Annotated in this window: 15 protein-coding genes; 3 read left to right on the forward strand and 12 right to left on the reverse strand. The window is 56.9% G+C overall.

Annotated features, from left to right (window positions below):
* Window positions 1-6: 6 nt before the first annotated feature.
* The 12 genes from QN370_RS11880 to mobH all read right to left on the reverse strand — a co-directional run bounded on the left by QN370_RS11880 (window position 7) and on the right by mobH (window position 10146).
* Window positions 7-546, reverse strand: coding sequence for a TraV family lipoprotein (locus QN370_RS11880; RefSeq protein ID WP_322127099.1), 540 nt, complete (start codon window positions 544-546; stop codon window positions 7-9).
* Window positions 543-1328 (reverse strand): DsbC family protein, encoded by a 786-nt coding sequence (locus QN370_RS11885; RefSeq protein ID WP_322127098.1) that lies wholly within the window; start codon window positions 1326-1328, stop codon window positions 543-545. The genes QN370_RS11880 and QN370_RS11885 overlap by 4 nt, the downstream gene beginning before the upstream one ends.
* Window positions 1312-2637 carry a TrbI/VirB10 family protein gene (locus tag QN370_RS11890; RefSeq protein WP_322127097.1) on the reverse strand — a complete coding sequence of 442 codons (1326 nt, stop codon included), beginning with the start codon at window positions 2635-2637 and terminating at the stop codon, window positions 1312-1314. The genes QN370_RS11885 and QN370_RS11890 overlap by 17 nt, the downstream gene beginning before the upstream one ends.
* Window positions 2638-2640: 3 nt before the next feature.
* A complete protein-coding gene (locus QN370_RS11895) occupies window positions 2641-3447 on the reverse strand; it encodes a type-F conjugative transfer system secretin TraK (protein ID WP_322127096.1) in 807 nt (268 codons plus the stop codon).
* A complete protein-coding gene (traE, locus tag QN370_RS11900) occupies window positions 3386-3928 on the reverse strand; it encodes a type IV conjugative transfer system protein TraE (protein ID WP_322127095.1) in 543 nt (180 codons plus the stop codon). The genes QN370_RS11895 and traE overlap by 62 nt, the downstream gene beginning before the upstream one ends.
* 74 nt (window positions 3929-4002) lie before the next feature.
* Entirely contained in the window at window positions 4003-4308 is a 306-nt protein-coding gene (gene traL / locus QN370_RS11905) for a type IV conjugative transfer system protein TraL (RefSeq protein ID WP_322127094.1), read from the reverse strand.
* Between the two features lie 28 nt (window positions 4309-4336).
* Window positions 4337-4684 (reverse strand): hypothetical protein, encoded by a 348-nt coding sequence (locus tag QN370_RS11910; RefSeq protein WP_322127093.1) that lies wholly within the window; start codon window positions 4682-4684, stop codon window positions 4337-4339.
* 96 nt (window positions 4685-4780) lie between these two features.
* A complete protein-coding gene (locus QN370_RS11915; protein ID WP_322127092.1) occupies window positions 4781-5386 on the reverse strand; it encodes an OmpA family protein in 606 nt (201 codons plus the stop codon).
* Complete coding sequence (locus tag QN370_RS11920) at window positions 5383-5838, reverse strand: lytic transglycosylase domain-containing protein (protein WP_322127091.1); 456 nt, start codon at window positions 5836-5838, stop codon at window positions 5383-5385. Before QN370_RS11920 ends, QN370_RS11915 begins: the two co-directional genes overlap by 4 nt.
* A gap of 138 nt (window positions 5839-5976) precedes the next feature.
* Window positions 5977-6609 (reverse strand): DUF4400 domain-containing protein, encoded by a 633-nt coding sequence (locus tag QN370_RS11925; protein ID WP_322127090.1) that lies wholly within the window; start codon window positions 6607-6609, stop codon window positions 5977-5979.
* Entirely contained in the window at window positions 6609-8507 is a 1899-nt protein-coding gene (gene traD / locus QN370_RS11930; protein ID WP_322127089.1) for a conjugative transfer system coupling protein TraD, read from the reverse strand. The genes QN370_RS11925 and traD overlap by 1 nt, the downstream gene beginning before the upstream one ends.
* The gene (gene mobH / locus QN370_RS11935; protein ID WP_322127088.1) at window positions 8488-10146 is read right to left on the reverse strand and encodes a MobH family relaxase; all 1659 of its coding nucleotides are present in this window, start codon (window positions 10144-10146) and stop codon (window positions 8488-8490) included. Before mobH ends, traD begins: the two co-directional genes overlap by 20 nt.
* Window positions 10147-10470: 324 nt before the next feature.
* On the opposite strand from mobH, the gene QN370_RS11940 reads away from it, so the two are divergent.
* From QN370_RS11940 to QN370_RS11950, 3 genes are all read left to right on the forward strand, one after another.
* Window positions 10471-12267 (forward strand): IlvD/Edd family dehydratase, encoded by a 1797-nt coding sequence (locus QN370_RS11940; protein WP_322127250.1) that lies wholly within the window; start codon window positions 10471-10473, stop codon window positions 12265-12267.
* 263 nt (window positions 12268-12530) lie between these two features.
* A complete protein-coding gene (locus tag QN370_RS11945; RefSeq protein WP_322127087.1) occupies window positions 12531-13277 on the forward strand; it encodes a GntR family transcriptional regulator in 747 nt (248 codons plus the stop codon).
* Between the two features lie 130 nt (window positions 13278-13407).
* The gene (locus QN370_RS11950) at window positions 13408-14322 is read left to right on the forward strand and encodes an amidohydrolase family protein (protein WP_323581726.1); all 915 of its coding nucleotides are present in this window, start codon (window positions 13408-13410) and stop codon (window positions 14320-14322) included.
* Window positions 14323-14335: the final 13 nt, after the last annotated feature.

A 14335-nucleotide genomic window follows, 5' to 3' on the forward strand; every position in this document is an offset into this window, starting at 1 on the left:
GCCCTCCTAATTTTTGCCTCCGGCGCTGGCCGGTAGCTGCGGAAATGGTAGCGGTGTAGACACGGGCGACGACACCTCACCGCTACCGTCCTTCGCCTGTAAGGGCTGCCTGATCGTGACGCCGGCATCTCGCGCCGGTCGCGGGTTGTGGTCCACCAGCCAGCGGCCGTTATCGATACGCACGTACACATGCTGCTCACCGATCAGGTCGCTGTCTGCGTCCTCGTAGGGCTTGATCCAGAGGCGCAGGATGCGGGGCGGCGAACGTAATGCCGATGCCGATACGTCGGGTTCGGCTTTCGTGACGGGACGAGCAGATGTCGATGCCTCTTCTGGCACCTCGGCACCACCTGCACTGCGCTGCTGACCGGGCAAATTCCCACGCATCGCATTGGCGTAGGTGCCCGATACCGATGCACACTGCACGCCGGCGGGGGCCTTGCAGGCATAGCCAGACGAGCCGCCCAATCCGGCCATAGAGGTGCAGCCGCCCAACGCCATCGTGGCGAGGGACAGGATTAAACGGGAGGATTGCGAGGCCATCATTCGGGACTCCTTGTCGAGGTAAGAGCTTGGGTCTTTTTGCTACCGGCACGGGGATCGTCAGCAACCATCCAGGCCTTCAACACGCCGGCATCAGCAGCGCCCATGCGCACGCGGCCATCGCCAGCGATCAGTGCCGGCGTGCCGTGCAGGCGGAGTTTTTCAGCGAGTGCGCGGTTGCGCTGCAACGGGTTGTCACAGGCAGGACTAGTCGCTAACTGCGATTCATCACCGCGCAACATGTAGGCTGACCACGCGGTGGCGGCATTGCGCGTGCACCAGATCGCCAGCGGTTTGTCGGCACCCTGCAAAGGGACCAGGAACGTGTAGATCGTGATGTCGTCAAGCTTCGCCAGTTCAGGCTCCAGCGTCTTGCAATGCGGGCAAAGCGGATCGCTGAACACGGCCAGCACACGCGAGCCTTTGCCGCGCACGGTTTTGATCGCATCGTGCAGTGGCAGATCGCTGAAGGCGATACGCGCATCGCCGCTGTCTTCCTGTTGAAGCACGCTAAGTTTCGGTGCCGTCAGGTCCTGCATGGTTTGGACATCGACAAGTCGCCCGAACAAAAAATAGCGCGCATCGCGGCCGACATAGACGACGCTGTTACCCATCACGACTTCGTAAAGTCCGGCCACCGGCGTCGTCGATACGCGTGAAAAATGTGTGCCGGGATAGCGCTGCTGCAGATCGGCAAGCACCGCTTTCTCGTCATCGGCGGCGTACGCCTGGGCGGCGATACCGACCAGCGTAAGCGCAAGTATCCAGTCAATTGTCTTCATCATCAGCCACCGGATTAGAAGCGAACAAAGCATTCCCGCGCTGCGTGGGACCGTTGACCGGCGCATCGATCACCACACCCTTGGTGATCACCAGATCGACCTGCCGGCCGGCATCCACTTCGATGACCGGAAAGATCGTCTCGGCCATCTTGATGTAGTACTGCGCGAGCCGATCGAGTGCCTTGCCGACACCAACCGACGCGCCATACTCGAGCGCCTTGCCGCTGTCGATGGTCTGGGTCGATCCCAGCGGCGAGACCGAGATCGTGCTCGTTCCCGTGCCAAAGGCCTGACCAATGCCACTGGCAATCCCGGCCATCAGCGCACGCGCCAGCAACTGACCCTGTTTCTCGATGAGCCGTCCGCGTACGCCAACCTTGCCGTCTTCGCCGAATACCGATCCCTGAATCTTGACCTCCAGTGCACTGCCGTCATGCCGGATGCACGACAGGTTTTCAGTACGCAGGTAAGCACGCTCGCTGGAGATATCACCGTAGCCGGCCGCCACCACGAAACACTCCTTGACCTGTGCGCGAAACCGGTTCGGCAGCACGGCGTTGTCGTCGAGTTTCAGCAGTACCGGTTGCGGATTGCTTTGCGACTGGCCACCGGTCGGGGCATCGAGCCCACCGAGCAATACCGCGCGGGTGAACGACACCGGCAAGTAGTCGTTCGCCGATTGGCCCTTTGCATCGTTACCGCTTTTGTCCGAGCCGGGCTTGGCCGGGGTGGATGCCGCAGATGCTGATGATGTCACCACGGGAGAAATGCTGACGCGCACCAGTCCGCTCGCTGGCACCTCCGGCACCGAAAAATTGACTGCCGGCGCTCCCGCTGGCAACGGCGTGAATGACGCTGTCTTCGACGGCGGTGGCGGCGGTGGAAGAGAGGACACAGGCGGAAATGCATCTGGCACCGGCATGACCGGTACCGGATTGGACATCGACGGCGTCGGCTGCACGCTCTGCACCAGTTGCTTTTCCAGACTCTGGAAGCGGCTCAGCACCTGCTTGTTGAACTGATCCTGCGTGGCGCGATCGGCTTCGTGTTCGGCCAGTTTTTTGCCCGCTTCACCGACCCAGCGGTCCCGTGCATCGACCTGCTGGCCGGCCGGCATCACGTTGTTCACCGTCGCCGGCCTTGTCCCCGACAAGTCGGCCTGCTGCGTTTTTCCAGACCCGCCACTCTTGTCCGACACGACAAAAATCAGATAGAAAATGCCGAACACGGCAAGGCACAGCCCCGTCACCGTCAGCCATTGACGCTGCCGTACCGGCAAGCGAGCGAGCAGTGCATTAAGACGTTCGCGCATGGTTCAACTCCCCGCCCGCAAGATGACCACGCTGGTCGTATCGCCGGGCCGCAGGTTGTGGTGGTCGATGGCGACACCGAGCACCTGCTCGCCATCACGATCGAATTCTTCTTCGGCCAGCACCATCGGCTGGTCGGACACATTCGTCAGCGCATACAGTTCGCCACGCAGTCCGCGTCCTTCGATGGTGCGCATCAGCGTGAAGCGCGCTTCTTTCCAGAGCGGCACCGTGCGACCGATCTCGTCAACGCGTAGGTCATTCGTCGGCGTATCGGAGGCCAGCGCGACCAGTAGCGACTTCAAGGCGCGAACGCGAGAGGATGAACGCGCACCCTTGCCCGTTTCCGACCCTGCGGACTTGCCGGTCAGGGAGCGATCGCGCAAAACGATGGTGTCGACCGGCATGTCGACACGCGACAGCAGCAGCGTGTACGTCGCGCCACTGGTCGAGACGAACAGGCTGACCGGCTTCGTGCCACGACCGATCGGTTTGATGAAGATTTCACCCTTGTCGCGATCGCATTCGAGGGCAAGCTCGGCCGCCGGATTGGGTACTGGCGACGGTGGTGGCATGCCACCCGATACCGGTGCCATCGTCGAGCAATTGCTGGCACTCACATTGCCGAACACATCGGTGATGCTCGCGCCTTCGACCTTGATACGGGTCGGTTCGGCAAGCGCGATATTGGCCCGCACGGTCACGCCGTCGCGGGCATCGACGAGTTGCAGCGCGTGCGCGCTGCCTGCTTCAATCGCGCAGGCTGCCGCGATCGGCCAGAAGTGCCGCATGGTTAGTCCCCGGATTTTCATAGGGAATCTCCTTGAAGGTATGCAGTTGGATCCGGTTGCCGGAATACTGGAACGCGACGAGATAGGCGCGTCCCTCGCCGTCGGTCTCGACACGCGAGCCGTTGATGATGGTCACGAGACGACCCTTGATGACCACCGACAGCGTGTCTTCGCTAGTGAAGAACTGCTGCACGGCGAAGAAGGTGGCTGCGTTGATTTTCTTCAGACGATCGGCCTCGATATCCTGCCGGGTGCGCAGTGCGCTCGTGGTTTCCGGCGTGACGTACTGCAGCAGTACGTCACGCTTCCAGTCGATGTTATTGGCCGTCACATCAAGGATCAGCGACGCGGTGTACGCGCCCATCTGTTCGAGATACGACGCGCTCACGCGGTCCTTGCCGACCCAGAATGTCTTGTCGATGGTCGGCGGCACGACGATGATTTTTTCATTGCCGGCCAGTCGCAGGAACAGCAGCGCACTGACGATGCACAGCGCCAGCAATCCGTAGATCAGCCGGCGCTATTCGACCAAGCGCTCGCGCAGCGCCTGCAAATCCTGTTCGTGACGGAAGAGGTTCACCCGATCATCCTGCGAAAGTGGGACGGCGGCGTGCGCTTGAGCGGCGAGAAAATCGCCGGCAAGTACCAGTAAGCCAAATGCAGCATGAAGGCCGGATGCTTGTCGGCGCGTCGGCGGCTGTACCAGCGACTGGCCCAGATGCCAAGAACCGCGCCGACCAGGCTTTTCCAGCCGAACTGGAAGCTGTCGGCCAGTGCCGCGAAGCCGAACAGCACGATGAACGGCAGTGCGACATCGAGATCGATGAAGCCAAGTTTCCAGGTATCGTCGAGCCGGCGCGGGATGCGAGTTTCGCTACTCATCGTGTTCTCCGTGTGCCCTGCCGGCGTGTCAGACGACGGCACCGAGAATGGCGCCGGCGACGAGCAGCCCGACGGCGCCAAAGACAGCGAGCCCGACGTAGAAGATCACCGGACCGAAATTCCTGAGCGCTGCCAGCGACACGAACGCGACGATGAATCCGAGGAAACCGATCAGTGCCTTGACGCCCGGTGTGAGCGTTCCGAGCGTGGTGAGCGCACCGACCAGCGGTCCGCCGACCGACGCAAGGTTGACCAGGTCGACCGCCTGCGCGGTGGTCATCGCCAGCCACGAGACAGCAAAGGCAAGCACGGCCAGGGCGATGGTTTGCCTGCGTGACGGACTGGATGAGTGAATCAATGAGTTTGAAGTTGCCATGTTCGATATCTCCGGTTGAATGAAAATTGGGGACCGCCGGCATCGGTGGTGGTCCACGAATCAATGCAGGAAACACGCTGGATAAGGTCACATTCATCAGGCACCCGTAGCGTTGTTGGCCGAGGTGACGAACACCACCTCGACTCTTCGATTACGTGTGCGACCGGATGCACTGTCGTTATCGGCGACATAGCAGCACGCGCCTTGCGCATCGATCCGGAAGATCGTCAACGCCGGCACTTCGTGGCGCAGCAGATAGTCGCGCACGGCCACTGCGCGCCGGAGGGCCAGACGCGCATTAGCAGCAGGCGAACCGGCGTTATCTGTGCGGCCACGAATGACAATGTGCGATGCGGCGCGGGCGACGGCGAGCTTGTCGCGCAATGCGTTGCGCGCTTCGGATGTGAGCACCGCGCCGCCTGTTGGAAAGCCTATCGACAGTTCTTCGATAGTCGTTACCGGCTCTGCCGCACGGGTCTCTATGGCAGTTTTTGGAGTAGGTGTCAGACAGGTCTGCGCGATGCACTGCACGTAGACCGCATGCGGTCCGAATGCAAGCTGTTCGATACGGACAGGCATGACCGCTGGTCTGGTGCGATACATCGCGCTCGTCTTTTTGGGCTCGATGGCACAACCGGCAACAGCGATCGCCGCAGAGAGCGACAAGCACAGCGGCATCAGAAAAATGGCGTGGCGAATCATGACATCGCCTTCTCAAGATGCCGATACACCCGCCATGCATAACGTGCCCGCGCCTGCTGGCAAGCGGCTCCCTTCAAGGTCGAGCACGACGCGTTGTACGCGCCAACGGCATCCCAAGTCGCGCCGTACCGCGCAAAATTGTGCGACAGGATCCAAGCGCCGACCGCGATATTGGTGCACGGCGTGTACAGGTCCTGCTCCCGGATCCCGTGCCGTGCAAGGCCGCGCAGGTGCGACGAATTGATCTGCATGAGACCGATGTCGTAGGTACCGGAACGGGCATGTTGCGACCGGTTGACGGCGCGGGGATTCAAGTTTGATTCGACGCGGGCGATGGCTTGCAGGAGATGAGGAGAGATGCCGTAGTGGCTGCCGGCGTCTTCCCAGCACGAGCCCGCATGGGCGTTGAATGCACAAAAAAACAGCATTAATGGCAGCCGGTAAAAACGCATGCAAGCCTCACTTCGAGTTCGACAGCATCACAAGCGACATGGAGATTGTTACGTCGGTATGGAAGTCATCGTAGGTAGATCGAAGCTGACTGTCTCGCCGAAAAGCCACCCGAATAATGCAGCTCTCGGTCTCCCACTTCAGGCACGCCGGTGATAGTTGGCGACGATGCCCCGGCTCGCGAGACTGGCGACCACCACCGCAACGAATAGTGTCAGAGGATGCAAGGTCACCGGCAATACGACGGCGATCAATGTGGCGCTCAACGTCATGATCAGCACCAGCAAACACAGGCCAAACATTTCCGGATTGAGCTGGACGAATTCGCGACTGCGCACTATCCGCACGACGAAACCATCGAACAGCAGCGCGAACGCCAGCAGCACTCCGACCGGCCACCACTGCATCAGCACCGACACCCGGTACAGCGCCAGCGTCATCAGTGTTTCGACCGAACGGAAATACGCGTTGTGCCACAGCTTGTTTGCAGCCTTGGCCATCTCGCCCGCAACGGCACGGTCGACCGGTGACAGCGCATCGGTAACGGCCTGCACTTTCAACTCCGTTTTAGCTATTGATGCATCACCGAGCGCAGCCTTCCAATCCAGCATGCGGTCCAGAATCTGATGCGCCGGATCGACACCCCAATACGCGACATTGATCGCATGCTCCTGCCGCAGTTGCGCGACGAAACGCTCAGGCGGATGCGCCGCCGGCAGGTACAGGACGATAACCGTCAGGATCAGCGCGGCACCCAGTACGAGGTAGCGCATCAGCGCTCTCCCCTAGCTCCGGTTTCCCAGTCGATGATCGGGAACCGTCCCTTGATCAGCCTGCCACCGGAGACCGAGGCGAAATACTGCAGGTTCGGCAGTTTGCCGAGCACCTCGGCCGGCACCATTTCCTCGAACGACTCGCTGACCTGCTGCGAATACACCGACGTGAAATCACCGAGGTGCGCATCGGCTGCCGTATTGAGTCCGACCTTCAGCGTGTGGATCGCGGTCTTGCCGAAGGTCTCGACGATGAAGTCCTGCGTCGGCCTGTCCTTCGAGCGCAGCGCGATCAGATTGTTGAGATTGCCCAGCGCCATGCGCGCCGCTTCCTCGCTGCCCAGACGTTTGGCGAGATCGGCCAGCGTCTGCATCGCGCAGGTGGTGTAGATGCCGGACTCGGCACCCTTGTTGAGGATTTCGATCAGCGGCTGGTTGATGACGTTTGCCACCTCGTCGACGAACAGCGCGATGCGTGTCCGGTTCAGATTGAGGTTGTAGCGCATGCCAGCAAAGGCCGCGAGGTCAGCCAGAAAGATCGCAGCGATGGCCGAGGCCACGCCCGGATCGGGTAGCGAATCGAGCGCGAAGTACAGTACGTGCCCGCCGCGTACGACCTTTTCCAAGTTCATGATCGGCCGCTCGTCATCCGGATCGAACGGGTCCGGCGACAGCGAGCGGCCGAGGTCACCGGATGTCAGCATCGACAGGATGGGCACGAGGTTGGCGGTGATCTTCTGGTAGTGCTCACGATTGTGCCGGAACGTGCGTACCTGCGAATCGATGACCTTGGTGCGGTCGGCTTTTGGCACGTGCTTCTCGTAGTAGCTAACGTAGGCCATCAGGTCGCTGGTCGCGGTCTCGGAAGGACGTTTCATATGGCCGCGCTCGGCCGCCTGCCGGTAACGCCGTAGCTCATCGCTGTCGCGCCAACCGGTGCCCATGTGCGCATCGAAGAAGCGGATCAGCGAGGCTTCGAGCACTGGCTCGATGCTGCCTTCGATGTATTGCGTCAGCTTCGCCAGATTCGGCCGGTCCTCGATTTCGACCAGCCCCTGCACCACCACGTTGACCGCATCCCATCCGAACGAACTGAAACTGCCGGACGTATCCGGCGGCATGATGGACTGGATGCGCGAGGCCAGTTCGGTCGGTTTCTGCCAGTTGAACATCGGATCGAGCCGCACCCCACGCTCGGGAAAAGCCGGATGGAAATCGAGGAACGTGTCCGGTGCGCGCGTATCGGCGCAGGCTTTCATCACGGCACCCTTGAGCCGCTTCGAATTCTTCGGATCGAAAATGATGACCACATCGCCGCGGTATACCGCCTGCGAGACCAGCACAGACAAAGCCACACCCTTCCCCGACTGCGTCGTTCCGGCGATGCAGGTGCCACCCTCGAAATTGAGCAGCGGCCGGTACAGCGGTCCTTCTTTTGGTTCGACGCCGTGGATGTAGGGCATGCCGATTTCGGCATCCGGTTGCGGGTCGCTCTGGTAACCGAGCAGGCGCAAGATCCACGGCGAGACGAGGACATCGCGGTAATTGATCTTGGCCAGTTCGTACAGGCGCTGCGAATGGACCGGCTGCCACGCGAAACCGAAACCGAGGAACACGCGGTCGTCGGCTTGCTCGCAATACTGCCGCAAGCGATCGGTCGTGATGATCTGCATCGCATGGCCGCTCAGCGATGCGCGGACGACCAGGATGCGTATGGCCTGGTACCAGCGGAGCAGTGCCGCCACGAGGCACAACGCTGACAAGCATCGGAGCACAGGCCACGGCGCAACACCTTGGGAATCCAGATAGAAAAACGCGACCATCGCGGCAAGCCAGACCGTGCCGGCATAGGCCTCGCTGGCGGCGCGCCAGGGCATTTCATATTTGCGGATCAGCATCGTGAGGGACTCCAGGAATGAAGCGCGGGTGGATCACGACGCCGGTGGTTTCCTGATCGCGGAAACGGCGAGTGACTGTACGCGACGGACCATCGCCGGGGACCACTAGCATTGCGCAGTCATGCAGGGCACGAATGACGAGTGCGGTTTCGCGTTGGCGGCTTTCGAATTCGCACAGTGGAATGAAGACGCCTTCGGCGATGACGCAAGCGGCAGCGCTGGGTTCGTCGCAGTTCATCGTGGCGACGATCTCGGCCAGAACCTGTTTGACGGCGGGATTGAGACGGACCGGGGCTTCCAGTGCGTAGCGGACGGTTTTGGCGGGTGGTGAATCAGGAACAACAGATGATGCGGTGACTGTTAATTCGAGTTCGCTTTGCTCTGGTGTGACGGCAGTGAAAGGATGCTTACGTTGCGACAAGCAATGTAGTGGCTTTGGTTCATGGTCGAGTGCGGACAACAGGATTGCTGGCGACGACAACCGAACCGCCAGCACAGGTGCATTCGATGCTGGTGGGCGGATCGTCCACAGTGACTCGCCTGACGGCGGCGCATCGAGGATACCTGCCGCATCAAGGATTGCGAGGATGGCTTCCACGTCGCTTGGCATGCCGGCTAGGCGATCGGCCTCCAGCAATGCAACGATATCCGACGCGACGTTCGGCCAGACCAGATACAACCCATCCGTGTCGAACCAGACGCGCGACTTCTCGGCATTAACGTTCCATGCCGGCGACGACACGATCAGGCGTCGCATCGCGTCCAGCAGGTAGCGTTCCAGATGCGCACCGACATGCGGCTTGCCGCCGCGGTCCGCACTGACCGACAGATCCCGCTCAATGACAAGCGCGGTGGCGCGCCGCACCAGTTGCTCCAGCACGTTGGCCTCGCGATGGAGCGGCATGCCGCTCACGCACGCCATCAGGTGCGGCACGATCACACCGTTGTCGTCCGCTAGATTGGCAAGCATGTCCTTCGGCACGATGTGCGGCAGCGCGAAGACACCGAGTGCACGTACCTCCTGCGCTTCGGGTAGCCAGCGCAGGAAGTACCGCTTGCGCTGTCCTGTGGCCAGCCAGGCTTCGAGCGGTTCGAGATACGGGTGCCATTGCGCACCGGATTCATCAAGAACGATGAGGTGACTGAGCGTGCGATGCAACTCACCACACAGACCTGCAATGAAGGTGGCGTGCCGCCAGCGTGGCTCAAGATGGCGGCGCTTCGTGATGGTCATGCGTCCGGAAAAGATGTGGCTGTCGGTGGCTTGCAGCGCATAGAAACCGATTTCCAGGCTCATGCGCAGCAGGCCGCCTTGGCTGGAGAAATAATTATCGGCGGTGGCGGGTAGCTGGTGGACGTAGGCGGCGAAGCGGCAGATTACGGCCAAGATATCGCGCTGGTAGGTGGCTTCGTCGGTGCCGTAGGCGAGTTTTATGCGACGTAAAAGATCGGCATTTTCTGTCAACAGTGTTTCAAGTGGTGTAAGGGAAATCACCGAATCTGCCAAGCGATGGGCAGAGGGCCGAATAGCTAATGGCGGATTTTCTTTGTCAACCGAGGTGTCATGCGACGCGGGGCCTGCTGACAAGCTAGGCGTAGAAATCTCGCGTCGTGACAAAAAAAATGGGAAGGAAAACATTTCGGCATCGCAGGATCAATGCTGACTAGGTTGGCTTGCTTCGCGCGCCAAAGCTATTCGGAAAAGTGGATTTTGAGTGCCCCTTTCAGATTAGATGAACATCTAAAGTGAAGTGCCCTGAGACAGCGCCGGTGCGTATTTGTCAGGACAGACCCAATGATCCCGATCGAAAACTATAACGGCCAAAAAATTGCAGCTCCAAGGTATTAAACAGGCCAAGAGTTATTTCATGCGGAATATTTCTTCCGTAGTTAGCCCTTGCATCCCGGAATTTACAAGAATACTATTATTGAAAACATTATCAATAATCTATTTGGGGTGAAGATGACTAACGCTAGCGACCAAAATAAGAAAAATACCTCAGAGGCAACCGGGCTTCGCAAAGGTCTAACCAGTTACGGGGACAACGGCTTTTCTCTTTTCCTGCGCAAGGCGTTCATCAAGGGAGCCGGATACAGCGACAACGCGCTTGACCGTCCCGTCATCGGTATTGCAAACACTGGCAGCGCATTCAATCCATGCCATGGCAACATGCCACAATTGATTGAAGCAGTGAAGCGAGGGGTAATGCTGGCCGGAGGATTGCCTATGGACTTCCCTACTATTTCGATCCATGAAAGCTTTTCCTCACCGACCTCGATGTATTTGCGCAACCTGATGTCAATGGATACGGAGGAAATGATTCGCGCACAACCAATGGATGCCGTCATCCTCATTGGTGGTTGTGACAAGACCGTCCCGGCGCAATTAATGGGCGCGGCATCGGCAGGTATTCCTGCGATTCAGCTAGTTACCGGATCGATGCTGACAGGCTCCCATCGCTCAGAAAGGGTTGGTGCCTGTACAGACTGCCGCCGTTTCTGGGGAAAATATCGCGCTGATGAAATCGATCATGAAGAAATTAGTGCGGTCAATAGCCAGTTGGTAGCCAGCGTCGGTACGTGTTCGGTGATGGGAACCGCAAGCACCATGGCATGTGTGACGGAAGCCTTGGGAATGATGTTGCCGGGTGGAGCATCACCCCCTGCCGTCACTGCCGAACGAATCCGGATCGCCGAGCGTACCGGCGCAACCGCCGTTGAAATGGCCAAAAATGGATTGACGCCCGATAAGATCATGACCGCAAAGGCATTTGAAAATGCCCTGCGTGTCTTGCTGGCGATTGGCGGTTCGACTAACGGCATTATCCATTTGACAGCAATCGCCGGGCGCATGGGTATTGATCTTGAACTTGACCGACTTGATGCAATTGGCCGGGAAACACCCGTGCTCATCGATTTAAAGCCGTCGGGTCAGTACTACATGGAAGATTTCCACGCTGCAGGTGGGATGCACGCGCTGCTACGTGAACTTAAACCACTCATGCATCTGGATACACTGACAGTTACTGGACGCACATTGGGGGAAGAGCTTGACATCGCCGGACCAGGCTTCCCTCAGTCGATCGTGCGCCCGTTCTCAAGTCCAATTTTCCCCCAGGGTGGAATTGCCGTTTTGCGCGGAAATCTTGCGCCAGGCGGCGCCATCATCAAGCAATCCGCTGCCGATGCCGGCTTGATGGAACACGAAGGGCGGGCTGTAGTCTTTGAAAATATTGAAGATATGGCTTTGCGGATCGACGATGACGAACTTGATGTCCATGCCAATGACATATTAGTTCTGAAACATATTGGCCCTACCGGTGCGAGCATGCCTGAGGCAGGGTATATCCCAATCCCTAAAAAACTGGCACGCGCCGGCGTCAAAGATATGGTTCGCATTTCTGACGGACGCATGAGCGGAACCGCCGGTGGCACGATCGTATTACACGTCACACCGGAATCAGCCATCGGTGGTCCGCTTGCGTATGTAAGGAACGGCGATCGCATCCGCCTGTCTGTCAAGGAGCGGGCGATTAACTTGCTTGTTTCTGAAACGGAGTTGGCACAACGGATGCAGGAAAATCCGATCATCAGGCCAACCGCCGAGCGTGGTTACCGACATTTATTCCTGAAAACGGTTACTCAGGCGGACAAAGGCGTTGACTTCGACTTTTTGCGTCCCGTTAAAACAAGTCAGGAACGAGCTATTGAAGATCCGGACAACAGCAACATCCAATCTGGATTAAACAAGTCATCGTGAAAAAGACTGCGTTACTCGACTTCAGCTTTCCGGAGTGCCCACTCGCCAATACCCCATTAATTATCGTGACACGATTAATTACACTGAAGATATTAATTTAATTCTCCGGATAAACTTCGATTCATCAGGATGAAATTTCATTGTTCTTTTTTATTGCAATCAGGTTGAAACAATATAAATTGAAAAAACTGAGTTAATAATTATGCGGAGATTTAAAAATATTATTTTTTTGATAGCCAGTATCTCACTAGAATTTACACAGAATGCAAAATATACCTAACTCCGAATCTATCCTAATTCAGGATATTGATACCGAATCCCAAGTGCGTCGGGTCGTCGAAATACTGGAAGAAGATATTGCGTTCGGCTATATGCACCCACGTGAACGCTTGGTCGAGGATGAACTACTTCTACGCTTTGGCTTAAAACGCCACGTTGTACGGCAGGTTCTTGCTGAACTAGAAAAAATTGGACTCGTGGAGCGAAAAAAGAATTTTGGTGCACTGGTTAAATCCTACAGCGTAAAGGAAGTGGTCGATCTTTATATCGTGCGAGAAATTCTTGAGACAAACTGTGCCCGACAAATCAGACTCCCCGTTCCTGCAGAAAAAATGGAAACACTGGAATCCATCCAGAAACAACATGACACAGCAGTGATGGAATCAAACTTACAAGTTGTGTTTAGAATGAATATTGCTTTTCATAAGGCGCTATTTTCCCTATCTGATAATCAGGCACTAACCGAACTCATAGAACTGGCAGCGCAACGTACGCATGTTGTGCGCTCACTCACAATAGTCGTCCCACAGATTCTGGAACAGTCACGCCAAGACCATCACCAGATGATAAAAGCGTTACGAACCGGTGATCAGGATCGTTTGGTCGAACTGTGTCGCGGCCACCTTTTACCTTCGCGAGATGCTTATATTGCACAGCACCGCCGACTGGAATATTCAACCGAACGCACGGATGCAATAACCCAATCAGATAACTCATCGAAAATTTGCTAATAAAAAGATGTAATCAATCTGACAGCCATAGCATTTAGTAAAAGAGCACCTCGAAAAAGACGGTGCGTACACGGAAAATCACTAATCCACGGATTAATAATTCAACGACACAAAGAGACTGGAGTAGCAGATGATTAATAGCATTGACAGACCCAACGCACAAACACATTTCCCGGATAAAATTAATTCTACTGATTTATGTCTGGCACCATTACCAAATGTCGAAGCACCTTTATTTACTGTACCGATTGATTCTTGCGACACGCATGCACATGTGGTGATTAACGACCCCGATCATCCGATGACTGCTAATCGCAGTTATACGCCACCAACTGCCTCTGAAGCGCACTATCTCTCCATGTTGAATTCAACAGGGATGTCACGCGGTGTGCTGGTTCAAATTAGTGTGATGGGAACTGACAATAATTATATGTTGCAAGTACTTCGCAATAATCCGGATCGACTTCGTGGAGTCGCCGTTGTTGACACGGACATTACCGATGAAGAATTGGTTCAAATGCACGATTCTGGTGTTCGGGGATTACGTATCAATACACTCTTCGGCGGCGGCATCAGTTTCGATGCATTGGAGAAACTTGCGCCCAGAGTTGAAGAGATGGGATGGAATATGCAATTCCTCATGGACGCCCGTCAGTTGCCAGAATTAATGCCTAGAATGCGTGCCCTTCCATGTACCTGTGTTATCGATCATATGGGACATATGCCTATGCCAATTAGTTTAGACGACCCTGGAACTCAGGCACTTTTTAGCCTGGTAAAAGATCATGGGTTTTGGGTTAAGTTATCCGGCGCCTATCGGATGTCCGAGCACTATCCTGAATTTTCTGATGTAACACCATTGGCGAAAGCATTGATTAATATCGCCCCGGATCGAATGGTATGGGGAAGTGATTGGCCACATGTCGCAATCAAGCGTATGCCAGATACAGGTCGTATGCTAAACCTGTTAGCAACATGGGCTCCGGACGAAAAAATCAGAAACAAAATTTTGGTTGAAAATCCTGCTGTTTTATACGACTTTTAACTAATAAACATGC

This window comes from Actimicrobium sp. CCI2.3 (assembly GCF_035019065.1).
Taxonomy (GTDB): domain Bacteria; phylum Pseudomonadota; class Gammaproteobacteria; order Burkholderiales; family Burkholderiaceae_D; genus Actimicrobium.